Source organism: Pirellulaceae bacterium (assembly GCA_029243025.1).
Taxonomy (GTDB): Bacteria; Planctomycetota; Planctomycetia; order Pirellulales; family Pirellulaceae.
On record JAQWSU010000016.1, the window covers coordinates 91534 to 116778 of the forward strand.

The window sequence follows — 25245 nt, forward strand, 5'->3', positions numbered from 1 at the left end:
GCTTTACTCCCGACCGACCCTCTCTCGATACGGTTTTGAGGAAGTCAGCCGGTAAAAAGCGGTGATGCCGCGAGTTCTTGCAAGTCGATGGATTGGGGAGTTTTAATATCGGCTCCGAACAGATTGCGAGGATCACGATCGTAGAGAATTTCATATTCGCCGTCACCGACAACCTGACTCAGCAACCCAGGCAGTTCAGCCTGGCAGGCCTGATAGGTTTCTTCATTATTCGGAGCAAACGCCCGGTCGTTGAGGCAAAATTGGATCTGGTGCCGGTCGAATTTCAATCCGTCCAGTTCCGCCTCGAGCCGCAAACAGGCAATGGCAGCAGCTCGTAACGCATGACGGAATCGATCTTCGTTGCTGCCCGGCCGTTCGATTTTGTCGTTGTACTTCAAGCCGGGCCGATTGGCGGAATTATCCATGAAGTAATCGGCTTCGTGGCCGACGAGGATCACGCCCGGCCCCATCGGCACATGCCGATAGTCAGCGACATCAATCAGCAATTCATCCAAAGATTGCTCGGCAACCCAAGTGTGAAAAACTTCAATGAAACGTCCCCAATCAACATTCATTGGACCATCGACGAACAACTTTACATTCACGTGTTGAAAAATCATTTTGCCGCCCCACTTTCGCTAAGGCCTTCCGTGCGAATCCGGTTGTAGCAACTGTGGACGGCCTCGATGAACAGCTGCGACTCTTCGATTAGATGGTGAGCCGATTCAGCATCAAACGTGCGATTTGCCTGCTCGTGAGCAGCAAACAAATAATCGGCAAACTTCGACCCAGCAAAGGGATCAAAAATAACTTCCGTGTCGTAATAACGTTCTTTGAATTCATCAACAACTTCGTCGGGATCTTCCTCGGTCACATCGTCGTATTGAATCAGGACCAATGCCTTAGCTGCTTTGATCATCGCCTGGTAAGCAGTCTTCCCTGCTTGCTGCGAGTCCCCCTCTTCGAGCTTGACTTGGGCCTCAAAGACCAGTCGTTCCGAGGCGCTCATCTCGAACTCGTACTGCGACACAACTTCACCAGCGCATTCGCCCTTACCAATGTCGCCGATGCTGTACTGTCGTGGATCGGACCAATCCGCAAAAAAGGACGGATCAATCTCGGGTTCGGGGGGATTCTTGGTCAAGTCATCCAGCAACTCCCGGATTTTCCCTTTTCCGATCCGCGTCACAAAGTCCGAAAAACGCTCGCCCTTGTCACGCGTCGTCAAATAAAACTCCGTGATGCGATCGAGAGCGGCCGGCACACGTTTAGAAGGAATTGCCACAATCGGCAGTCCATAAGAGCCTGCGTTTTCTTCCCATTGGCCACCCAACACAACCTGAAAGTGAGGTACTTTAAATCCCTGTAAAGTACGGCTGACACCGTAAAAGCCGATGTCTGCCACATGATGTTGTCCACAACTATTAAAGCAGCCACTGATCTTGATATGCAGATCTTGAATCGCCTGATCAAGCTCAACCCCCTTGATGGCCAAACGAGTGCGAAGTTCACCGGCCAAGCCCCGGGAAGACGAAATCCCCAACTTGCAAGTATCCGTTCCGGGGCAGGTAACAATGTCAGTAACGTTGCAAGCGCCGGCTTCGCTCAGACCAATGGCGTCGAGTGCTTCAAATAAGGCGGGCAAATCCGACTTACTCACCCAACGAATGACAAAATTCTGTTCGACGGTCGTGCGGATCGTTCCTTGGGTGAACTCACGAACGATGTCCGCCAACTTTCGCAATTGATGTGGCGTGATGTCGCCCAACGGCAAGGCAACGGTTGCCGTCGCATAGCCGGCTTGCCGCTGATCACGAACGTTTGTCTTCAGCCAATGATTCATACGCGGGTTGCCGTTCACGGCAGGCAATTCACCGGGTGGCTTGAGCGGCTGTTCCTCATCGACATCAATGTTCTTCAAGTAGTCGTTCCAGCGCGGATCGTGCGACAAATTGGCCCGCTCGGCCAACACCTCTTCCTTGAATTTCTCAATCCCCCATTTTTCAATCAGAAACTTGAGCCGAGCGCGACTTCGCATCTTCTTTTCACCGTGCCGGCCAAAGACGCGTGCCATCGCTTGTGCGACGGGTAATATTTCTTCGGGCGCCATGAACTCGTCAAACAGCTTGGCCTGCCGGGGCACGGCGCCGAGACCACCACCTACCACAACCTTGAAGCCGCGTTTTTCAACCCCATCAACCTCGCGTACCACTGCCGTGAGTCCCAAATCGTGCATTTGAGCCAAACCGCACGCATGCTGATGGCAACCGCTAAAGGTCGGCTTAAACTTACGGCCAAAATTCTGTGCATCGGGATGACCAAGCATAAACTCGGTCAGGGCCCGAGCGTATGGCGTGACATCAAACGGCTCGTCGGCACAAACCCCCATGTAGGGGCAGCCGGTCACGTTTCGCACTGAATTTCCGCAAGCTTCTCGAGTGGTGATGCCCACCGCAGCCAGGCGACGCATCAACGCTGGCGTGTCATCGATATGAATAAAGTGCAATTGGAAGTCTTGCCGCGTCGTGATGTGGCCAATGCCATCGGAATATTCTTCCGCCAAATCCGCCATCAGCTCCAACTGCTCGGGCGTCATTCCACCATAGGGAATCTTAATTCGCTGCATGCCCGGCGCATCCCAAACCGTGTTCGGCCCCTTGGTGATTTTTTCCTCAAAGGCTAATTCGTGCGATTTGGTGCCATCATGTCGCTGCCCATTGTCATACCTTTGCCCATAAACTCCACGGCGAAGACGCGTTTCCGCGAACACTTTTTCGTCGATCTTGTCTTGGCTTCGAAGTGCAATTTCAGTCTCGAAAGTGTCAATTTCCACGGCCAATGGCTCGGGCACTTGGCTCTCTAGACGCTCTTTCCAGATCTGATTACTAGCCTTCATCGGAATCACTCCGTTTTAATTGAGAGCGTCGAACCGAAAATTGCAGATCGACGCCAGCTTTTCATCCAACAGGGCAGCAGCCAATGCAGTCACGATCGACTCGACGACAACCAAGATTCCCTGGCGTCAAAATTCCGTCGGCGCCAACACTTAAATGCCGACACCATGAATACTTGCGTCGCGACGCTTGCTCTGCCACGGTCGCTGCAGCCCCGATCACCCATCTCCAAACCTGGCGAGATAATGCAAATGGGGAAGATACAACACCTGACTGACGGTAAGATTATCAAAAACGAGGCCACGCCACAATTGAAGGTGGATCTGATCGCACAGCTTCGAATCCTGACCTTTGCAGCCCTTCAACCTGATTGTATAGTTCGCGCATGAAGACAAATGACCACTCCCTCCGCAGTTACGATTCGATGCTCGGCCTCCTCTCTAACGAGGAAAATCCAACACCTATTGTTCGCCTAAATCGAGTCGTTCCTTTCAAACACACTCAAATCTTTGCCAAGTTGGAGTGGTACAACCCGTTCGGTGCCGTGAAGGACCGCGTGGCAGCCAATTTGATCCGCGATGCCGAAGAACGAGGCATCTTGGGACCAGGGAAAAAGCTGGTCGAAGCCACTTCCGGTAACACGGGGATCGGGCTGATTATGATGGGGAATGCCAAGGGCTACGAGCTCCAAACCCCACTTTCTGACCAAATTCCGCTTGAAAAACGGACTGTGCTGCGGTTCCTGGGAACCGACGTCATCGAACTGGATGACTCCCTCTGCCCCGCACCTGGAGCTCCGGAAGGGGCGATTGCCAAGGCTCGAGCCACGGCAGACGACCATGACGAGTATGAAATCCTCGATCAATACGTAAACGAAGCGAATCCCGGCGGACACTATCTCACCACGGGCCCGGAAATCTGGCGACAGACTCAAGGGAAAGTCACCCATTTCATCGCCGGATTGGGCACTTGCGGCACAATCACCGGCACGGGCCGTTTCCTGAAAGAAAAGGATCCCACCGTCAAAGTACTCGGCGTCTGCCCAGAAGAAGGGCATGATATTCCGGGCGTCCGCAGCCAGCGTCAATTGCAGCAAACCAAGCTTTATCGCCCGGATGAATACGATGGGCAAGTTGAAGTTTCCGACCGCGAAGCCTACGAGATGTGTTTGCGGATCAATCGCGAAGAAAGCATTATCGCAGGCCCCAGCTCTGGCATGAATCTGGTGGGAGCCTTAAAGATGCTCCCTGACGAACCCGGTACGATCGCCGTTGTCATCTTCTGCGACAACATTTTCAAATACGCCTCATCCGTCGCGCGACACTTTCCCGAACTGTCTCCGCCAAAAGACGACGAAGCGGAAAACACGGGTCCCAGCAAGAATGACATTTTCTTAGCAGAGCTGATTGAAAATCTAAAAAATCCGCACGATACGATTCGCGTCAAAAATCTAAGCGAATTATTGGAATCGGAAAACGCGCCGGTAATCGTCGACATTCGTAATGTCGAAATGTTTTCCGAGTCACATATTCCGGGCTCCATCAACATTCCACAAGACGACCTCGCCAAGCGAGCAGACCAATTACCTGAAGATCGCGATACGTTGATCATCACCGTCTGCAACATTGGCAAGTTTTCTAAACACGCGACCCTTTTTCTGAAATCAAAGGGATATCGATCGGTGAAAAGCGCAAAGGGTGGACTGAACGAATGGGTCCGAAAAGGCTACGCCACCTCAGATTCCCTGAAAACGGCCAGCGAAGAGTAGATGGATCGTCTTGGGACGGCCCGGATTTTCACCCCTTCTGATTGATGGGTCTACTCCACGAACAGATCGATGGCTGGCCAGTGGGCCACGTCCCACTTAGCCAGAAATCACATCCCACTTAGCCAGAAATATTGAGCAGTTGTTGGTGGTTTACAACCTGATCGCCTTGCGAGACAGCAAGATCGGCAACCACCCCCGCAGCCGGTGCCACGACGGGAACTTCCATCTTCATCGCTTCTAAAACGATCAGTTGATCTCCCTTATTGACACGGTCCCCATTGTTCACCAAGACCCGCAAGACGACGCCTGGCATTTGCGCCTGAACGGCTGTTTTCACACCGTCAGCGGCAGGCGCAGCCACCTGATTAGCTGGCGTGGCAGCGTCTACCGCCGCCATGGCAACCTGATAGACGTTGCCATCTACGGTAACGGAATTCCCTTGGAAAGCGATGAAATGATCTTTCCCATTGACGGTCACGGTATATTGCGCTGGCTCTCGCACGGTCGCGTCCGAGGTTTTTTCTTGGGCTGCTTCCGGATCGATTTTGCGAACACCCAGTTCGGCGTCACCTTTCAAGAAGGTTAAACCTTTGTCACGGCAGGCAGCCACAATAAAGATATTTTCGTCGTTCACCGACAAATCGTTTTCCTGCAACATCTTGGTGGCCGCTGCCACACCTTTGTTCGGGTCGGCATCGTTCAGTTCGATCGGCGACGCCGTTGTCGGCTCGAGCTTGAGCTGCTCGGAGGCCAATTTAACAATTTCCGGATCGGGTGGTACGGGCGTCTTGCCAAAGTAGCCAAGTACCATTTTTCCGTACGGCTCGGCGATCTTTTTCCAAGGTCCAAACATGACGTTATTGAACGACTGCTGGAAGTAGAATTGAGACACAGGCGTTACCGACGTACCGTACCCACCGCGACGAACGACCTCGCTCATCGCTTTGATCATATCGGGGTACTTCTCCATGATGCCATTGTCGCGCAACATCTGGGTATTGGCAGTCAACGCTCCACCGGGCATTGGGCTCCAAGGAATGAGTGGTTCCACCGCGGTGGCTTCTGGCGGCAGGAAGTACTCTTTCATGCAATCTTTGAAAACTTCTTCCGACTCACGCACTTTGTCGATATCAACGTCTAACGTGTAATCCGATCCCCGCAAGGCATGCCACATCACCAAGACGTCAGGTTGGCAGGTGCCTCCGGAGCAGGGAGCGAGCGAAAGATCGATCGCGTCCGCACCGGCGTCGAGAGCTGCCTTGTAGGCTAACACGGACACGCCAGCCGTTTCATGCGTGTGAAAGTGAATGTAGGTATCTTTCGGCAGCATCTTTCGAGCTCGCCGAATCGTCTCATAGACCTTCGATGGAACGGCCGTTCCCGAGGCATCCTTAAAGCAAACCGCATCGTAGGGAATCTCTGCGTCAAGAATCTTCTGCAGTGTCATCTCATAGAAGTCGGCGTCGTGAGCTCCGGTACATCCTGGCGGCAACTCCATCATCGTCACCACAACTTGATGTTTCAGCCCTGCTTCGACGATACACTTTCCGCTGTAGATCAGATTGTCGACATCGTTGAGCGCATCAAAGTTTCGAATCGTGGTCATGCCGTGCTTCTTGAACATCTCGGCATGCAATTTAATAATGTCGCTCGATTGGGACTCCAAACCAACAACGTTGACACCCCGAGCAAGTGTTTGCAAGTTGGCATCAGGACCCGCTGTTTCGCGGAAGGAATCCATCATATCGAAAGCATCTTCGTTGCAATAGAAATACAACGACTGGAAACGAGCGCCGCCGCCCGCTTCGAAATATTGGATCCCTGCATCTCTCGCCGCTTCAAGTGCGGGTAAAAAGTCGGGAGTCAACACACGCGCCCCGTAGACAGACTGAAATCCATCTCGAAACGCCGTACACATGAAATCTATTTTTTTGGCCACCGTTCAACTCGCTCTTTCAACGCTTCTTGACAACCAGAACATCACGCCTTCGCCAGCTGGGCCAGCTACAGCAACACCGACCACAACACACCCGCAGCAACAGCTGAGCCGATCACTCCAGCCACGTTGGGTGCCATCGCGTGCATCAACAAAAAGTTATGCGGATCTTCCTCTTGACCGACCATCTGCACAACACGTGCCGAATCCGGAACCGCCGAGACGCCTGCCGCCCCGAGAAGAGGATTAATCTTGTCTTGCAGGAACAAATTCATGAGCTTCGCAAACAGCACGCCACCCGCTGTTGCCACTGCAAACGAAAGGGCACCAAGCCCAAAGATTAACAATGAATCATATTGGAGGAACCTTTGTGCTTGCGTGCTGGCTCCCACAGCAAAACCGAGCAGAATGGTCACGATATCGATCATCACGGTGCGTGCCGTTACCGCCAATCGCTCGGTGACCATGCTCTCTTTCATTAGATTGCCAAAAAAGAGCATGCCAATCAGCACAATCGACCCGGGAGCAATCATCGTACAGATCAAGAACGCGACCACCGGAAAAATAATTTTCTCCCGCTTGGAAACACGTCGCGGAGGCTTCATCCGAATCAGTCGTTCTTCTCGGGTCGTCAATAATTTCATGATCGGCGGCTGAATGACGGGAACCAAGGCCATGTAGGAATAGGCTGCAATCGCGATCGCACCGAGCAGTTCCGGAGCCAGACGCGACGCAAGAAAAATCGCCGTGGGACCATCCGCTCCACCAATGATGCCAATCGCAGCGGCCTGTGGGGCTAAGAAACCGAGGAACATGGCTCCGATCAAAGTCAGAAAAATTCCGACCTGGGCTGCCGCCCCCAACAACACCAGCTTGGGATTCGACATCATGGTCGAAAAATCGGTCATCGCCCCGATCCCCAAGAAGATCAGAGGCGGGAATATACCCTGACTCACACCATAATAAATGTAGCTGAGCACGCTGCCTGGGTTATAGGTCACGGCCTGATTGCCGAGATCCAGTGTCATCCCACCTTCGTCATAGACACTCAGCGCCATGCCGGGGACAATTGGAATATTTCCAACGATCATGCCGAATCCAATCGGCAGCAACAACAACGGCTCATAGTGCTTGATGATTGCCAAACTGATGAAAACCATGCCGATCAAAATCATGATCGCATTGCCCCAAGTCATCTGAGCAAAGCCGGTCGTATTCAGAAATTGCGTGAGTATTTCCATAATCGATTATCAAAACCCAAGAACGGAATTCGAGTTACTTGAACTGCCAATTGCGGCTCTATTTCTTCATCGCCTTCTGCATTTCGCTGTGCAATACGAAACCAATCGCAGCGATCACCGCCTCTTCATCGCCAGCGGTACTTTCCGCAGGAGGTGGTCCGTCATGCGGCTCTTCCACTTGAGGCAGATAGGGTGAAATCGCGTTGAGTAAACGCGGCAAAGCCGTAATCGCCAAGCTAATCAAAACCAAGGCCGAAAACACAATCACCATTCCGAGCATCGCAATGGGGATACCATTTTGGCTGGTTACGTTAAACCATCGAAAAGACGTCAGCGGGGGGTCAGTAGGAATCGCTTGGGCGAGCAAGAGAATAATAAGGTCAGGCACCATAAAACTGTTTGAATTCACGTATTTGAGGAGTAATGAGGCTGGGGGCAATTCGGGGGCCGATCACAAGAGTTCAAAATCTACCCCGTAATGGCTTGAAATCGATTGAGTAGTATAAGTTTCGTCGCCTCTGGGTTGAATCGGGCTCAAACCAAATTCTGTACCAGAATCACAAACGGCCAAAATGCCGTGGTAATTTAACGAAAATGCAGGAATCGACCCCGACCAACAGACCAGCTCCACCATTCCCGTCGGGAAAGCACCCGCGTCCCAAAGCTTCACCAGTCCCGCATTTTCTCCAACCAACGTTCAGGATCCTTGGCCTTGAACTCCACAAATCCGGCCACTTCAGCATGCGGCAGGATCAAAAATCGCTCCCGATCGATCCCCTCCACGACCGCCTCAGCAACCTGTTCAGCCAAAATTGCCGTTTCAGCCAGTTTTTGTACGACTGGGTGGTCGCTCTCGAGCATGCGCGTTTTGACCCCCAAGGGGCAGAGGCAAGACACTTTGATCCCTTGGTCTCCGTGCGTGATCGCCAGCCACTCGGCAAATGCCACGGCAGCGTGCTTGGACACCGCGTAGGGAGCGGAACCGACCTGGGTTAATAAGCCGGCAGCCGAAGCGGTGTGAAGCAAGTAGCCCTCACCTCGCGCCAACATTCCAGGCAAGACGGCTCGAGTCGAGTAAACATGGGACATGAAATTCACATCCATGACTCGTTTCCAGTCCTCATCACTGACTTCGGCCCCACCCATCAGTCCGATTCCCGCGTTCCCACAAAACAAATCCACTCGCTCAAAACGCTTTTCCGTGGATTCGACCAGCCGCTGGATTTGCGACTCATCTGCCACATCGCACTCGACCGCAAATCCACCGATCTCTTCAGCGACGCTCGTCGCCAGTTCCTCATTCTGATCGGAAACCACGATCGCCGCAGGATTCTCCGCGGCGAAACGCCGACAAAGGGCCGCGCCAATACCCGACCCGGCCCCCGTGACAACGATCACTTTTTCTTTCAGTTTCACAGAATCCTCCCCCACCATTGAATCAAAGATCATGGGTGCCAAACTTCCGCTGCACGTTAGTCCAACGGCGGCTTCGAATCAAGCAAAGCGCTCGATTGGGCTAAAATCGGATCCGCTGGAAAGACCACCCGTCTCGAATCGCACCGGCAGGATTGGTCCTTAGCTCAACCCGTATGCCCAGCGGATACGGAGTGTACGCCCCATCGTGTTGTGATATAACGCGAGGCATTGGAGCTATCCATTTTCATCGCTATGGATTGGTGCGGACAAATGAGTGAATTGATTTTGGTAAGACACGGTCAAGCGTCTTTCTTCGAAGACAACTACGATCAATTGTCGGAATGCGGACGCGAGCAGTCATTCCAGCTAGGTCAACACTGGATCGCCGAACAGGAATCCTTTGACGCAGTATTTGTTGGTCCAAGAGTCCGTCACCGGGATACGGCAGCGATCGTTGGAGATTGTTACCGCAAAGCCGGACTCGATTGGCCGACAGCCACTATCCAACCTGAACTGGACGAACACCACGTTGACCAATTGGTTAGTCAGCAGGCGGATTCGCTTGCAAATCAATCTGCGGAACTTACCGAACTGTTAGAAGCTTTCGCCCTGGCAACAGAGCGGCAACAACGGCAGCGCAATTTCCAGCGACTCTTTGAAGCCGTCGCGAGTCGCTGGATGCAGGGAGAATCATTTGACATTGAATCTTGGCATGAGTTTCAAGCACGGGTCAATCGTGCCATTGACGAAATTACCGCTTCGCATCAGGGCGGGCGTCGGGTCGCTGTGTTCACCAGTGTTGGCCCCATCTCCATCGCGATCCAACGAGCCTTAAAATGTCAAAGCGATGTCGCGTTGAATACGGGCTGGCGTTTATGGAATTGCTCTTTGACAAATTTCGTTTACTCAACGGGGCGATTTACACTCGACCGGTTTAACGCCCTGCCACATTTACCGAAACAAGACAGGACGTACCGCTAAACGATTTCCGGCAGGAAAATCGCTTAGCCGTCCTCGACAACCTTTTTCTGTGTCTGGTGAAACGATGGACTTTTCAATCCCCAAGACGACCCAAGATCTTTGTCAACAAGTCCGTGAATTTGTCCGCGACGAACTTTTCCCTCTCGAATCCATTGCCAACACGAAACCCTTTACCGAGCTGCTACCAACGCTCAACTCAAAGCGAGCGTTGGTCAAGGAAATGGGCCTCTGGATGCCACAAATCCCCAAGGCGTGGGGCGGTCTCGGCTTGGGCTTCTTTGATTTCGCCATGGTCAGTGAAGAACTCGGACAAAGTCCGTTTGGTCACTTCGTTTTCAATTGCCAAGCGCCGGATGCGGGCAACATGGAAATCCTGATTGAATTTGGCAATGCGGACCAACAAGACCAATGGCTTCGCCCGCTGCTGGCGGGTGAAATCCGCAGCTGTTTTTCCATGACCGAACCCGACCGTGCAGGCTCCAACCCGGCCTGGATGGACACAACGGCCGTTCGAGATGGGGAACAGTACGTCATCAATGGACACAAATGGTTCACCACCGCAGCGGATGGTGCCCGCTTTGCCATTGTGATGGCAGTCACCGATCCCAAGGCGGCCACTCACGAACGGGCCTCTCAAATCATCGTTCCCACGGACAACGCGGGCTTTGAACGTGTCCGTAATATCCCTTGCATGGGACACGTCGGCGACGACTGGGCCAGTCATTCGGAGATTCGCTATCAAGACTGTCGTGTGCCCACATCGCATTTACTGGGGGAGGAGGGCAGCGGATTCCGGATCGCTCAAGCAAGGCTCGGCCCGGGCCGTATCCATCACTGCATGCGATGGATTGGCATTGCCGAACGCTGTTTGGACATGCTCTGCCAGCGAGCTGTCAGCCGCGAGCTGATGCCCGACGAACCCCTTGCAACACGACAAACAGTCCAAAATTGGATTGCGGACAGTCGCGTTCAAATTGACGCGGCCAGGCTGATGACGCTACACGCCGGCTGGAAAATCGATCAAGTGGGTACCCGGCAAGCACGAAGTGAGATTTCAGCTATCAAGTTCTTCGTCGCCGAAGTTCTGAATGCCGTGATTGATCGAGCGATTCAAGTCCATGGAGCGTTGGGGATCAGTGACGATACGGTCCTTTCGACCTTCTTTCGCAATGAACGAGGGGCGCGGATTTATGACGGCCCCGATGAAGTCCACCGAACCGTTGTCGCTCGGCAAACTTTGAAGCCATATGGATTTCCCGCCAAACCTACGAGTAGCAAATAAGATGAGCTCTCTGAACGACAAACCGGCGCCCGTGCGAGCTGGCGAGCAACTCGATGTGGCTCGATTAGAATCTTATTTGGCAGATGTGATCCCAAACGTCCAAGGTCGGCTGAGTATCCAGCAATTTCCCAGCGGCTTTTCCAACCTGACTTATTGCTTGCAATTTGGCACACTCGAACTCGTATTGCGTAGGCCACCGTTTGGCAATCAAGTGAAGTCGGCGCATGACATGAGCCGTGAGTTTCGTGTTCTGTCACAACTCCATCAAATATATGAACTCGCACCACGCCCGTTGGTTTTCTGTGACGATGCCGCCGTGATCGGGGCTGAATTCTACGTGATGGAACGCCAGCATGGAGTAATCCTGCGCGGACCAACCGCTCCCGACGGCTTGGCGAATCCAAAGAAAATCCGACAACTGTGTCAGGCATTCGTCGACAACTTGGCCCGGCTGCACGCGTTGGATTACACTGCCGCAGGACTCGGTGATCTCGGTCGACCCGATGGATATGTCGATCGACAAATCGAAGGCTGGATCAAGAGATACGATCAGGCAAAGACCGAACACGTCGCTGAACTCGAACGGCTCGCCAGTTGGCTCGACCAACATCGCCCGACGATCCAGTCGACTTCACTCATCCACAATGATTACAAGTACGACAACTTGATGCTGAATCCAAATGACCTCACCCAGATTGTTGCCTTACTGGATTGGGAGATGACCACCGTCGGTGATCCCTGGATGGATCTGGGCACGACCTTGGCTTACTGGGTTCAGCCCGACGACGCTTCCATGCTGCGACAACATGCCTTCGGGCCTACCCTGGTCGAAGGCAGTATGTCGCGTCAGGAAATCGTCGATCGGTATCTCGAATTCAGCGGAGGGGAAGCGCGAGATCCGCTGTTCTACTATTGCTACGGCTTATTTAAACTAGGTGTCATTGTGCAACAAATCTTTGCCCGATTTGTGCGTGGACACACGCAAGACAAACGGTTTGCCAAATTGGATCGACTCGTACTCGCCATTGGGCAGGCCGGACTAACCGCGATCGATCGAGAAACCATTTAGGCCCACCCATCCGACACGAGGGTCCTCCACGCGGCAGCCATGAAGGGATTACGATGAGCGACCAATTTTCGTTAGAGGGCAAGAACGCCATTGTGACTGGGGCAACACGAGGCATCGGCCTGGCCATCGCCAGGAGTTTTCTCGCTGCCGGTGCGAAGGTAACGATCTGCAGCCGCAAACAGGAAAATGTCGAGGCGGCCCTGTCGGAGTTACAAAACCCCGAAAATCTGCAGGGGTGCGCCGCACATGTCGGACAGACAACCGATGTGGAGCGACTCGTTGAACAAGCCGAGCAAAAGTTCGGTGCCGTCAATGTGCTGGTGAATAATGCGGGTACGAATCCCTATTTCGGGCCGATGCTCGACTCGACCGACGCGGCTTGGGACAAGACGATGGAAGTCAATCTTAAAGGACCTTATGTCTTGTCGAGACTATGTGCGCAGCAAATGGTGCAGTCTGGCGGCGGATCGATCATCAACATTTCCTCCATCGCCGGATTGAATGCGCTCCCGATGCAGGGAATTTATTCCGTTTCCAAAGCCGGTTTAATTATGCTGACCAAGGCGATGGCCAAAGAACTGGGCGGCCAAGCCGTACGAGTCAACTGTATTTGCCCCGGATTGATCAAGACGAAACTTAGCGAAGCACTCTGGTCAAATCCAAAAATTGAACAGGCAACCGTCGCCATGAAAGCATTGGGCCGTCTGGGAACAACCGACGAGATCACGGGCGCCGCAGTCTACTTTGCCTCCGACGCCAGCTCATTTACCACCGGAGCCATCCTCTCCGTCGACGGTGGTATGTAGTCAGTCAGAACTGACGCGAACCAGCTGTTTACCAACATTAGCCCCTTGCATCATTTCGATGAAAGCGCGGGGAGCTGCTTCGAGACCGTCGGTAATGCGTTCGCGACACTTCAATTCGCCCGATTGATACCAACCGGTGAGTTTCTGCAATGCGTCTCGAAATTGAGCGGCATAATCCATCACTAAGAATCCGCGAACGGTTGCCCGTTTGACGATTAAGTACCACAACAGACGTGGTCCTTGTGCTACCTTCTCGTTGTTGTACTGTGAAATCTGTCCACAAATCGCGATCCGCCCCCGCTCATTCAGCAACGGAAAGACTGCGTCGGTAAGCGGCCCGCCCACATTATCAAAGTAACAATCGACTCCCGAAGAACAGATGTCTTTCAAACTGTGATAATAGTCCGTGGTTGTCTTGTAGTTGAGGCCCGCATCAAAACCCAGTTCATTGCAAATGAAATCGATTTTTTCCTCCGATCCGGCCGTGCCAACAACTCGGCAACCATGCAGTTTCGCAAGTTGCCCAACGATTGATCCGACAGCGCCGGCCGCTGCCGACACGAGAACCGTATTCCCCGCCTGTGGCTGACAAACGTCCAAGAGTCCAAAGTAGGCAGTCAGGCCCGGCATCCCTAACACATGCAACGCAGTTGAGATCGGCGCCAACGAAGGATCAAGCCGCCGAATCGCATCTCCCTTACTGATCGCATATTCCTGCCAACCAAACATCCCCGAAACATAGCTCCCCTCGGCAAATCGATCGTTGCGGGACTGGATCACCTGGCCGACACTTTCTCCCACCATCACTTCACCAATTTCAACGGGTGCCGCATACGACTTGGCTTCGCTAATCCGACCACGCATGTACGGATCGACCGATAGGTATCGTGCCTGCACCACAAATTCTCCGTCGTTCAATTCCGGAAGCTCTGCCTCGACCAATTCGAAGTCGGATTCGACGGGAAAACCTTGTGGACGAGCAGCAAGCACAATTTGGCGATTGACGGGCATTTGTCTTCCTCGAAGCTAATTCCTGATGACAGTGATGAATATTAGTGATGAATTCAGTGATGAATTCAGACCGCGCGGATTGTAACCTAGCCCCTCGACGCTGTCGATCAACCCCCACAGCCTGATGGCAAGGGCTGATTGAAGCGAGGCGAGACTTAGCCGGCGGTCCGAGTTACCACGCCTTCCGCCGAGCCCTACAAATGATTGAATACTTTCCAAAATAACGAATCACAACGCGACAACGCTCGGATTCGCAGGTCGCGAATCGATGAACCTGCCAGCCATCGAGCAACAGAAAAATCAAAAGAACATCCCCCAAGACGATCCTCCCTGCTGGTATCCTGCTGGGATGCGAGAGAATTTAATGCAACAGATCGCGTCTTCGGAAATACTTGAGCTGGCCTTTGCGTGGCTTTGCAAACGCAGAGAGCACTACTCCCACCATGATGATGTGTGGCATGTCAGGTATCACTGGCCGACCTGGAAGTGGAAATTACAGGCCGATCTGAAAGCCGGCCGCTATCGCTTTTCTCCCTTGAGACGTTTTCACCGCGACGGAGACAACTGGGAAATTTGGTCAGCCGCGGATGCCCTTGTGCTCAAAGCGATCGCCATCGTACTGACTCAACATTTGTCCCCTCAGCTGTCCAAACGTTGTACTCACTTGGCGGGTCATGGCGGAGCCAAAGGAGCTGTGCGTCAGCTGCTGCGCCAGATTCCACAAAACAAGTTTGTCTTCCGTACCGATGTCAAACATTACTATGCCAGCATGCGCCACGAAATTTTGCAGGCCCAGTTGTCCGAAAGAATCGACGACCCAGCACTCCTTGATTTGCTTTGGCAATTCATGCGCCGCACAGTCTGCGATGGGGGAGTCTACCAACAGATCCAACAAGGCATTTCGCTCGGCTGCCCCTTATCTCCCCTGATGGGTGCCTTGTTTCTCGACCTGTTAGACAAACGAATGGAAAAACTGAGGCTCTGCTACGTTCGCTTTATGGACGACTGGGTCGTGTTAGCACCAACACGTTGGAAGCTACGGCGGGCGATCCGGTCGATCAACGAAACGCTGGCGGAACTTCAGGTCAAACAGCATCCGGATAAGACCTTTGTCGGAAAAATCGAGCGAGGATTCACTTTCCTCGGCTACCAAATCAATGCGGCGGGGCTAATCGAGGTTGCCCCGCCGACAAAAAAACGCTTGATCGAACGAATGGCCCGGCTTGATGAGCAAGATGCGACAGACCGCATCGGGCAATACGTTCGGCGTTGGTGGAGTTGGCTGATCAGTGGTTTCAACGAGCGTCAGATTAACTCGCTTTGCGGCGACGATTCCACCACGTACCAATACATCCTACCGTACCTAGCAAAGCCCAGGTGATTACTGAGGCAGGTTCTGGCACGGGCTCTGCGCCCGGGGCCGTGATGACGGAACTGAGCCCGTATAATGGGGGCAGTGATTGGGGGGAACGTGGTGGTGGCATGTGTCCTCTCATGGACCGACTACGGGTGGTACCTTGCACGCATGGCGTCGGAGGAGCGCCGGGAGAACTCCCCGGGCGACGATGGAGAAGACCGGCCGTCGGGGGTGGAGCCCGTCCAGCCCGGGCCATCGACGGATGCCCCGGGGGACGCGATGGGGTGCGCGTGGGAACCGACATACGTGGGGGGGTGAAGCCAGGATCCGTTGCCCAGAATGGCCGCCGACCGCGGCGCACCACAGCCCATCGGGGCCAACAGCGACCACCTCGCCGGCGAGATTATACACAGGGTGCTCCCCCACCAAGGCGTTATCGCGTGCGTCAACGATGGCCGTACTGGCGATGGCCGTATAGGTCACGCCGTCTGAAGTTCCTAGATCGGGGTTGTTTTCCGCATCGAGACTTACGTGTTGGTTGTAGGTTGATATCAATGTCGATGCCGCTGTTATTCGAGCTTCGGTCACAAACACCAATTGATATTTATCACCGGGCAGTAAGCCGGCTGGCAGATACACACTGGCGGTGCCCGTCGTGTGGAATAAAAAGAGCAACAGGGCTATCGCGGCAATTCGTTTACACATCAGATGCTCCCGTGAAGGGCGTGGTGATCAGGTCGGTCAGACTCCAATACCACAGGGGAAGTGGGGCAGCAATGTGAAGTGGGCTAGGTCGACAATCAAGACTTTTCGGCACATTTCTATCGACCGCATCAGAAAGCCAGCTTCGCAGAACCCGCCCTAGACGCAGGCATTAACAAGAAGAAGGGAAGCGGACGAGAGCTTTTTTTGCCGCTAGATTGCAGAACGGCTGAACAGCCAAGGCGAATTCGGGGAGCAACCAATTCGGTCACGTCACGAACTTCCGTTACCGACCCGGCTTGCCGAGCCAGCAATGCATTTCCCTCCACTCCGGTCGATCCTGGCAGCCGAGAAATTGCCCCCTGCCGAAGTTTCTTTCGCCACCGGCCTCCTGAGGGTGGATGATACAGAGGCCTGGCAGTGGCCGAGCGATTGGAGCAACGATGCCAACGCGACTGATCGTGGCGGAAAAAATCCATCCGGCATTTCACTCAACGCGAGCCCCCACGTCGGGAAGCGGCAGCGTGGCAAAATAGACCATGAGCATCCATAATCGCTGGAGCCATCGAGTCGAGGGCGCCAAGGATGGGCACTGATCGGATGTCGATCGATTGAGGCATCCGCTCGTATAATACCCTGTTTAACGAGCTTCTGTTTTTCCACCGATAAGCCGAAAGGAGTCTTCTGAAAGATGGCGGAACAATTGAATGTGGCAATGGTCCAGATGGAAGTCGGAAAAAGTCTCGACGACAATCTGTCTGTCGCCGAACAGAAATGTATCGACGCCGCAGCGTCCGGTGCAGAGCTTGTCGTCTTGCCGGAGTACTTCGCCGACATGTTTGGTCGTGGCGCCGACCCACGAGATCGCGAACACCAGCCGCAGAAGATCGACCGAGGATCGGTCTGCACGATGTTGAGCGAGACCGCCGCTCGAGAAAAGATCACGATCCACGGGGGCAGCTTTCTTGAGCAGGACGGCCCCCACACCTACAACACCACGCCAGTCTACGGCCCCGATGGAAATCTAATCGCGACTTATCGCAAACAACATCCGTTTCATTGTCCAGCCGTCCCTCAAGGTTCCGGCCGTGCCGAAATTGACTTCATCGCTCCCGGGCAGGTCACGAGCGTCTATGCAATCAATGGTTTTCGCGTCGGTTGCGCCATTTGCTGGGACCTGCGATTTCCGGACTTGTTTGCCGCCTACCGACGCCTGGAATGCGACTTAATTATTTGCCCGGCCGTATTTTTCGCAGACGTCCCCACCAACATTCAATTTTGGGAATCGCTACTGCGCGGACGTGCCATCGACAGTGCCTGCTATATCGCCTCGGCAACCGAATGCGGCCAAACTCATGCCACCTCCGACTCAACACGGCCCTCAACGAGCTCCGTTCGGTTTAATGGCGTCACGCGCCTCGTGGATCCGATGGGGGATATTTTGGCGCGAGCAAAAGATCATCACGCCGACTTAGTCCAAGGCACCATTCACAAGGCGCGGCTGATCGAATCTCGAGAAAACTACCCTGGGGGGATACGCTGAGAGCTGGCCCCTGGCACGCTGGTCCCTTGATGTGACTCGTGTTCGCTGACCAACGTCGATTCGCAATCGGTGTCCGCAGCGGTAGAAAAACGACCGGGTGCCCATGCGTACCTCGTCCGCCTACAATACGTTCCCGTGAGCATTCGCACCTTCTGCCTCCTCATCGACAACCGATTGAATGAGATCCAGGCAGGCGAATCCCACGACCTGAAAGTCGCTTGGCAAGAATTGGTTGAGCGAGCTTGAATCCGATGAAATCCCTCGCTGTCGAGCGTTGAAAGCGGCTCTCCAATCAGCGCCTAAGCAGAAAGAAGAAAATGCTGCCTGTCCACTCACTCCGTATTTCCAATCCATTTTTTGAGGGAGCCAACACGGTATACCTGATCGAATCAGACCCGCTGACACTGATCGACACGGGCGTCGCTACAGAAATTGCCTACGAACGGCTACTCTCGCAACTGAAAGAAACGGGACTGCGCGTCGAAGACATTCGACGAGTCATCCTCACGCACAAGCATATTGACCACATTGGCAATGCGTGGCGTATCCAACAGTTGAACCAGGCTGAAATTTTGATCCATGAATCGGAAATGCGGTCCATTGAAAATGTCGATGCACAAAGCGTACGGTTCGCAAAAGTTGCTAATCAACGGCTTGCCGCATGGCAGGTGCCATCCGGCGAGGTAGCCGACAGTAGTCAACTGCCCAGCTGGGAGATTGAGCCCGTCCAAGGCTCCGCTTTGCGAGACGGTGATGAGATCGATCTTGGTGGTGGCGAAACAATGCAAGTCATTCACACACCTGGACACACGCGAGGGTCCATCTGTCTCCTTTACGAAGACCACCTCTTCTCGGGCGACCATATCTTGGAAGATATCTCACCCAATGTTGGCGGAGGTGATATGCGTCAGCAAGGATTGTTAAAACTTTTTTTACAATCGCTGAAACGAGTTCAAGAGATCCCGGGATCCCCCCACGTGTTACCCGGTCATGGCGATCGATTTGACGGTCTTGCGCAACGATGCCAAACCCTGATGGACCATCACCAAGAACGACTCGATCAAATCATGGAAATTCTGAACGGCAAAGAATTAACCGTTTATCAAGTAGCCTGCGAACTGTTTGGACAGCTCAACGACTTCCATATCTTTCTCGGTTGCGCTGAAGCAAATTCCCACTTGGAACACTTAGTTGAAGACCGACTCCTACTGGAAAGAGACGGAATATTCCGTTGTGCAGATGCGTCAAACTAGCCCTGCCCTCAAGGCTTACGGCGTTGCCATACGCCCACTTAGGCGATCCGTCGCCGGAAAACCAAAAGGGCAGCTCCCACCAGGATGAGGCAGAGACTGGACGGTTCTGGAACCGCAGCAACAGCAGCCCGAGGCCCCTGCTCAAATCCGCCAGCCTGAAAAGCAATCACAAAGTCACCGCTATTAAATTCGGCGTCGCCGTTCCAGTCTCCCGTCGCCCATGTCGAATTTCCAACTTGGGCATCTTCGTATTCGCCCGCTTGGAAGACGAAGACAAAGTCGCCCGAATTAAATTCCCCATCGAGATTTGCATCACCGAAGTAGGTTTGTCTCAAATCATCGACCCATACTCCACGATCGGCATCATTCACCTTCTGGTCAGCGTTCAAGTCAAAGCTGGGCGTGTTGTTGCCCAACCGTACTTCAGCACTCAACAAATCAATATCAATCGCGTCCAGGATTCCATTACCATCAAAATCTCCCGGCAGGCCAGGCGAATCAAACAGAAACGCGACAACGAGCCCAGCGGGCAAAAACTCTCCGATATCCGACAACGGATCTCCCGCATAAATACCAACGACACTACTGTCTTGATCTTCTAGTTGCTCGAAGTCTTGTCCAGAAAAACTGATCACGTCCAACAACAAGTTCCCTTTCGATGGATCGTAATCGAAGGGCGTCGTGAAGGGATAAAAATAGTCGAATTCAAGCGGACCGTCCTCGGGACCAACGGCTTGAGTGCTTACCTCAAGTTCTCCTTCGTAGACGAGCAACTCGTCGCCACCCACATTGTCTTCAAAGATCAGGTCAATGTCGTCGGAGTTAACTTCGGTGGTGGACAGACGAACTTCAATGTCATCGTAGGCCAATTCACGGGGACCAGGAATCAAGGAATCCGGTCTCAACAGAAATCCCGTGATGGCTCCTGCATTTTCCGGCAATGAAAATTGATCCGCTTCATAGACGAACTGCACACGAAAGGGAGCACCTGCGAATTCTTCAGGACCGCTTGTATCACCTTCTAGATCGATGAGATCCTCAGGAACGACCACAGAAATCTGTGCGAAAGTTGTCCCAACAAGTAACACGGCAAGACAGCACGTCAACAGAATAGAGCGCGTCAAAACGGTCATCGAAAATACTCCCAATCACGATTGCAAAAGTCACGGCCCCTTTCCAGCATATCAGAAACAGAAATAATCCCGTCAGATTTTCCTGAACAAGCTCAAACTCTCGTTCGCTCGTTAAGACACGCACACATCGGTGGCGATCGCATTGAATGCCTTTCGTAAATCGATGAAATCACGTTAAGATAGCAGTGCAACATTTCTCTTCTTGGCCGTAAATGGGCGTAATCATGAATTGGTCGATCCGCTGGATTCTTAGCTTTTTGGTTTGTCTTCCCGCAGCCGCGATCGGCGCGAACGAAAATTTTTCGCCGCAGACCTATTCCATCTCGCCAACTCCGGATATTCAGTATCGCTTACAAGATCGCCTAATTCAGGCAGTGCCCGGCGACGTAATCCAGTTGGAAGCAGGAAGATATGAATTGAATCGGCAACTGGATGTTGTGTCTGACAACATCACAATCCGAGGCCGCGGGTCGGACGAGACAGTTCTTTCTTTCAAGAACCAATATGTAGGTGGGCAAGGAATTGAAGCCAAAGGCGACAATCTGCTTCTAGAAGGTTTTGCGGTCGAAGACACCGCCGGCAACGCCATCAAGGTGTTGGGAGTCACAAACGTCACCTTTCGCGACATCCGCACAGAATGGACAGGCAAAGCCAGTCCATCGAATGGCGCTTACGGGATCTACCCGGTTCAATGCGAGAATGTGCTGATCGAGCAATGTTCGGCGATCGGTGCTTCGGACGCAGGTCTTTATGTGGGCCAATGCAAAAAGGTCGTCGTCAGGAATTCACGTGCAGAGCGAAACGTGGCTGGTATCGAGATCGAGAATACGGTTGGCGCGGATGTATACGACAATCTTGCGACCAATAATGCGGGGGGCATTTTGGTCTTTGACCTACCAGGCTTGCCGGTAAAGGCAGGCGGTAAGGTGCGAGTGTTCCGTAACCAAGTTGTGAAAAACAATCACGAAAACTTTGCAGCAGCGGGCAACATGGTGGCTACGGTCCCCTCGGGCACCGGCATCATGATCATGGTCACGGATGATGTGGAGGTTTTCGAGAATGAAATCATCGGCAATCAAACGACAAGTGTTTCGGTGGTGAGTTTTCTGATCACGGAAAAGAAGTTTGATGCGACGGACTTCGATCCGATTCCAGAATCGATTTCGATCCACGACAATCGCATTCGTGATGGCGGACAGAACCCGCAAGGTACAATTCGCGCGGCGCTGGCTCCAGTGTTTGGCAATCGATTTCCGGACATTCTTTTCGATGGCGTCGTCCCACCGACCAATGCATCGGGGAAGGCGAAGCTCCGAGTTCAAGACAATGGGACGGCGACTTACGCAAACTTCAATCTTCCCATGCTCACCGCCACCAATCTACAAAATGGCAGCTACCAGGTGGACCGAACGCCACCCCTGGAAACGATCGCAGCACTCAAGCCTATCGAATTAGCGAAGCATCAGCCCGCGGAGGCCAGTGGAAATCTTGCGGTCCGTGTCTATCGCTCAGCTCCCGACAAGCTATCGGATTTTGGACTGTTTGTTGGCAACGGATCAACGCAGCAACCGGCCGCAGGTGTCGTTCCCTACGAGCTGATCACGCCGCTCTTTTCTGATTACACGTCCAAGCATCGGTTCATTCGCATTCCAGCGGACCGTCAAATCGATTTCGAAGCCCAAGGCCCCCTCGATTTCCCGGTGGGAACGGTGATTGCCAAGACTTTTGCCTACCCACACGACATGACCGACCCCTCCAAGGGCGAGCGTTTGCTGGAAACCCGCATCGAAGAGCGACGTAAAGAGGGCTGGTTTGGTTATTCTTACGTTTGGAACGACGAACAAACAGATGCGACGTTGGCACTCGGCGGGAATGAAATCAACGTCAGCTGGATCCATACGAACGGTGAAAAACGAGCGAATCGTTACCAAGTCCCCAATGCCAATCAATGCATTTCCTGCCACACTCAGGCCGATCAATTTCAACCGTTAGGGCCGACAGCTCGCAACCTAAATCGCGACTTTGCCTTCGCGCATGGCCATGAGAACCAACTCGGCTATCTGGATCGCATCGGTCAGCTCAAAGGCCTTCCAGAGCTCCAGCAAGTTGCCAAAGTCGCAAGCTTCGAACAGGCCGAGAGCGGAACCGTGAACGAACGTGCCCGAACTTGGCTGGATGTGAATTGCGCACACTGTCACAATCCTGATGGAAGTGCCCGAACATCCGGGCTCGACCTTCGTCTCGACCAAACCCACCCGACGAAATTCGGAGTATGGAAAACGCCCGTTGCTGCCGGGCATGGTTCAGGTGGACATGATTATGATATCGTTCCCGGGAAGGCCGACAAATCAATCCTGATCTTTCGCTTGGAATCGGATGACCCAAGTATCATGATGCCCAACGTGGCTCGCAACATCGTCCCCGTGGAAGCCGTTGCCCTGATTCGCGAATGGATCAATCAAATGGACTCCCATGAAAAGTAGCACGTTTTCCGAAGACAGGCGTCACTCCTGCCCCGGATGATAACTTTTCACCGTGTGTGCTTTGACCTCGTCGTCGTAAAACCAAGCATCTTTGAATTTCCCTTGAGAATACAGGCGTGCTTGATCGAAATAGTGGGGTGACTCTGGATCCCCGCTGACCCCATATTGCAACACGCTCTTACTCTTCACTCGATTCGAGAATTCGTAGACTGCGGCAAAGGAATTGCCAGCCACTCCATAACGATTTTTTCGGAGGGGTGGAGCTGGGGGCGTGTAATAAACATTGAAGGCAATGCCCAGTGGACCTTCGGCACCAGGACTAGGCAGACTCGGCAAATCGTCGCGAAATTTCCTGCCCGCCGCTCCCAAGTCACCAGCCTGGGGAACCCGCTGCATCCGATTCACATCCCCCCATTTGATTTTCCAATCACCATACAATTCTTGCAACGAGCCAGCGGCAGCAACCAGTGCTCGAAACTTGTTGCTTGGATTACTGACAAATTCCGCACGCAACGTCTCACTGGGTCGAGTCTGACCATACATCGCTCCATACCAGGCAACACAGAGCGTCGTTCGTGTACAATCAACATCAGAGCGGCAGTCCCAATCTAACAAATGGGTCAAAAAGGGCTGTACCGCTTCGGCAAGCTTCGGATCTTGCGTCTTAAGTTGCTCGTGCGCCAACTTCATTTTGGGCAATTCATTCAGGGGCCAATACAAGGTGGTGTCGAATGCCAATTCTTGCCATTGATCAAAATCGACTTCTTTCGCCTCACGTAAAAGCTTGCGAGATATCTTTGCTCGCCGTTTGTCATCATATTTCTCTTCGACCATGTAGGCTGGGTAATCGTCGACAAACGGATTTCCGTAATCGGTCGTCGTGAACGGCGTCGAGTTGCAATTCTGCACGTAGCCGGTGGGTGGATTCAAAACTTGCGGTAAATCATCCAGAGGATGAATGCCCTTCCATTCCGTACGCGGATCGGATCCATCGACTGGCTGAGTCCAATCAAAGTTAGGATCACGGACGGGAATGGAGCCGTTGTAGATGTAAAAGATATTTCCTTCGCGGTCTGCGTAGGCCGCATTGAACATCGGTAGCAGCTGGAGACGATTGGCAGCTAACCATTCCTCAAGCGTGGTGGCTTTGGCCATTTGAAGCCCCTGACTCAATCGAGTGCCTTCAAAAAGAGCCGCTATTTTCACCGACAGTCGATGCGTCTCATCCTCAACAGCCACGCACGGACCATGGTGTGTTTTCAGAAACGTGTACTCTCGCTGCTCGAGACCCGCCTCTGTCTTGACATGAATCACATCCTTCCAGGTAGTCGCTTCGCGATATCCATCGCCATAGCGATACTTTAATGGCTCCCCCTCGAGATCAAAGGTCTCGCGGTAAACATCGGCAATATCCGGTTCATTCACCGTGTATGCCCAACCTAAATGCTCGTTGTGCCCCAAGGTCGGAAAAGGCGAACCAAAGAAACAACCTCCGCTAACATTCAAACCTTGCTCGCTCTTGACATGAGCCTCATAAAACTGACCTGGACCATAGAAAGGCTGATGTGGATTCACGAACAACATCGCCGTTTGATCTTTCGTCTTTGACGGTCCAATGGCCCATTGATTGGATCCGATCAACGAGCTTTCTAATTTTCCCTGTCGCGGCGCACTGGGTCGTGGCGCGTGAGACTTTCCGTAGACAAAGCTGAGCATGATGAAGCGATCAAATGCGATCAAATGCCAAGGCTGATAATGATCGATCAACCGCGGCTTGATTTCAGGATGCTGACTTAAATAAAAATTAATTCCATCGGTAAAGCCAACACAAATCGCCTTCATCTCATCGTCCAATTGCTCGTAAGCTCGACGAGAACGCGAATCAATTTCAAAGGTACGATGGAGGATATCGTTCGCCAAACCACGTTCACCCTGAATTTCAGCATATCGCCCCAGACTCTGAATGAACGTATCCTCGAGCTGCCACAAATTGTCCTCGCACTGCACGTATCCCATGCCAAACGCAACCGTTGCATCGGTCGGACCATAAACATGGGGCACCCCCCATTCATCACGATGGATGGTGACCTGCTGGGCCATTTCTTCCGCCGATGGATTCGCAGAAGCGGGACTCAAGCAGAGAAAATTGGCTGTGAACAGCAGGAGAAAAAACAAAATCCTCCGATGTTGACAAAGTCGCAGAAAAACCGGGAAGCAATTCAACATCGTTTAACACTTTCTGAGCGTGACGCCCCACTGGCAACGAAAAAGTCATCCTCTGTTATACTCCGGTAAAGCCGATGAACAAACTCAAAGCACGTTCCCCCAGGTTGAACTGAAATTCAATGTTAATTCAAGCAAAGACGAGAT

General features: G+C 53.0%; 20 protein-coding genes. 10 read left to right on the plus strand and 10 right to left on the minus strand.

Features of this window, described 5'->3' with window-relative positions; genetic code table 11:
• Positions 1-44 precede the first annotated feature (44 nt).
• The gene (locus P8N76_06815; GenBank protein MDG2381368.1) at positions 45-620 is read right to left on the minus strand and encodes a hypothetical protein; all 576 of its coding nucleotides are present in this window, start codon (positions 618-620) and stop codon (positions 45-47) included.
• Positions 617-2896, minus strand: a complete 2280-nt coding sequence (locus P8N76_06820; GenBank protein ID MDG2381369.1) for a nitrite/sulfite reductase — start codon at positions 2894-2896, stop codon at positions 617-619. The genes P8N76_06815 and P8N76_06820 overlap by 4 nt, the downstream gene beginning before the upstream one ends.
• A gap of 383 nt (positions 2897-3279) precedes the next feature.
• Between P8N76_06820 and P8N76_06825 the strand changes: the two genes are divergently transcribed.
• Positions 3280-4662, plus strand: coding sequence for a pyridoxal-phosphate dependent enzyme (locus P8N76_06825; GenBank protein MDG2381370.1), 1383 nt, complete (start codon positions 3280-3282; stop codon positions 4660-4662).
• A 118-nt stretch (positions 4663-4780) separates the two neighbouring features.
• Here P8N76_06825 and P8N76_06830 read toward each other — a convergent pair whose 3' ends face one another.
• The 4 genes from P8N76_06830 to P8N76_06845 form a co-directional block, all read right to left on the minus strand.
• A complete protein-coding gene (locus tag P8N76_06830; GenBank protein MDG2381371.1) occupies positions 4781-6601 on the minus strand; it encodes a biotin/lipoyl-binding protein in 1821 nt (606 codons plus the stop codon).
• 65 nt (positions 6602-6666) lie between these two features.
• A complete protein-coding gene (locus P8N76_06835) occupies positions 6667-7839 on the minus strand; it encodes a sodium ion-translocating decarboxylase subunit beta (GenBank protein MDG2381372.1) in 1173 nt (390 codons plus the stop codon).
• 58 nt (positions 7840-7897) lie between these two features.
• Positions 7898-8278: an OadG family protein gene (locus P8N76_06840; protein ID MDG2381373.1), complete on the minus strand. Its 381-nt coding sequence runs from the start codon at positions 8276-8278 to the stop codon at positions 7898-7900.
• 227 nt (positions 8279-8505) lie between these two features.
• Complete coding sequence (locus P8N76_06845) at positions 8506-9288, minus strand: SDR family NAD(P)-dependent oxidoreductase (protein MDG2381374.1); 783 nt, start codon at positions 9286-9288, stop codon at positions 8506-8508.
• Between the two features lie 237 nt (positions 9289-9525).
• Here P8N76_06845 and P8N76_06850 point away from each other — a divergent pair, with 237 nt between their 5' ends.
• The 4 genes from P8N76_06850 (at position 9526) to P8N76_06865 (ending at position 13393) form a co-directional block, all read left to right on the plus strand.
• Entirely contained in the window at positions 9526-10236 is a 711-nt protein-coding gene (locus P8N76_06850) for a histidine phosphatase family protein (protein MDG2381375.1), read from the plus strand.
• A gap of 64 nt (positions 10237-10300) precedes the next feature.
• Positions 10301-11518: an acyl-CoA dehydrogenase family protein gene (locus P8N76_06855; GenBank protein ID MDG2381376.1), complete on the plus strand. Its 1218-nt coding sequence runs from the start codon at positions 10301-10303 to the stop codon at positions 11516-11518.
• A 1-nt stretch (position 11519) separates the two neighbouring features.
• On the plus strand, positions 11520-12587 hold the full coding sequence (locus P8N76_06860) for a phosphotransferase family protein (protein ID MDG2381377.1): 1068 nt from the start codon (positions 11520-11522) through the stop codon (positions 12585-12587).
• A gap of 53 nt (positions 12588-12640) precedes the next feature.
• Positions 12641-13393 (plus strand): SDR family oxidoreductase, encoded by a 753-nt coding sequence (locus P8N76_06865; GenBank protein MDG2381378.1) that lies wholly within the window; start codon positions 12641-12643, stop codon positions 13391-13393.
• Here P8N76_06865 and P8N76_06870 read toward each other — a convergent pair whose 3' ends face one another.
• Positions 13394-14404, minus strand: coding sequence for an NADP-dependent oxidoreductase (locus tag P8N76_06870; protein ID MDG2381379.1), 1011 nt, complete (start codon positions 14402-14404; stop codon positions 13394-13396). It abuts the gene before it with no gap.
• 268 nt (positions 14405-14672) lie between these two features.
• On the opposite strand from P8N76_06870, the gene P8N76_06875 reads away from it, so the two are divergent.
• Positions 14673-15785: a reverse transcriptase/maturase family protein gene (locus tag P8N76_06875; protein MDG2381380.1), complete on the plus strand. Its 1113-nt coding sequence runs from the start codon at positions 14673-14675 to the stop codon at positions 15783-15785.
• A gap of 111 nt (positions 15786-15896) precedes the next feature.
• On the opposite strand, the gene P8N76_06880 is transcribed toward P8N76_06875, so the two are convergent.
• Positions 15897-16466 carry a hypothetical protein gene (locus tag P8N76_06880; protein MDG2381381.1) on the minus strand — a complete coding sequence of 190 codons (570 nt, stop codon included), beginning with the start codon at positions 16464-16466 and terminating at the stop codon, positions 15897-15899.
• 688 nt (positions 16467-17154) lie between these two features.
• Here P8N76_06880 and P8N76_06885 point away from each other — a divergent pair.
• The 3 genes from P8N76_06885 to P8N76_06895 all read left to right on the plus strand — a co-directional run bounded on the left by P8N76_06885 (position 17155) and on the right by P8N76_06895 (position 19259).
• Positions 17155-18006: a nitrilase-related carbon-nitrogen hydrolase gene (locus P8N76_06885; protein MDG2381382.1), complete on the plus strand. Its 852-nt coding sequence runs from the start codon at positions 17155-17157 to the stop codon at positions 18004-18006.
• A gap of 69 nt (positions 18007-18075) precedes the next feature.
• A complete protein-coding gene (locus P8N76_06890; protein MDG2381383.1) occupies positions 18076-18252 on the plus strand; it encodes a hypothetical protein in 177 nt (58 codons plus the stop codon).
• Positions 18253-18323: 71 nt separating this feature from the next.
• The gene (locus P8N76_06895; protein MDG2381384.1) at positions 18324-19259 is read left to right on the plus strand and encodes an MBL fold metallo-hydrolase; all 936 of its coding nucleotides are present in this window, start codon (positions 18324-18326) and stop codon (positions 19257-19259) included.
• A 38-nt stretch (positions 19260-19297) separates the two neighbouring features.
• Here P8N76_06895 and P8N76_06900 read toward each other — a convergent pair whose 3' ends face one another.
• Complete coding sequence (locus tag P8N76_06900) at positions 19298-20392, minus strand: PEP-CTERM sorting domain-containing protein (protein ID MDG2381385.1); 1095 nt, start codon at positions 20390-20392, stop codon at positions 19298-19300.
• 224 nt (positions 20393-20616) lie between these two features.
• On the opposite strand from P8N76_06900, the gene P8N76_06905 reads away from it, so the two are divergent.
• Positions 20617-22875, plus strand: a complete 2259-nt coding sequence (locus P8N76_06905) for an SO2930 family diheme c-type cytochrome (protein MDG2381386.1) — start codon at positions 20617-20619, stop codon at positions 22873-22875.
• A gap of 21 nt (positions 22876-22896) precedes the next feature.
• Here the strand turns inward: P8N76_06905 and P8N76_06910 are convergent, their stop codons facing one another.
• Positions 22897-25101 carry a penicillin acylase family protein gene (locus P8N76_06910; GenBank protein MDG2381387.1) on the minus strand — a complete coding sequence of 735 codons (2205 nt, stop codon included), beginning with the start codon at positions 25099-25101 and terminating at the stop codon, positions 22897-22899.
• Positions 25102-25245 lie beyond the last annotated feature (144 nt).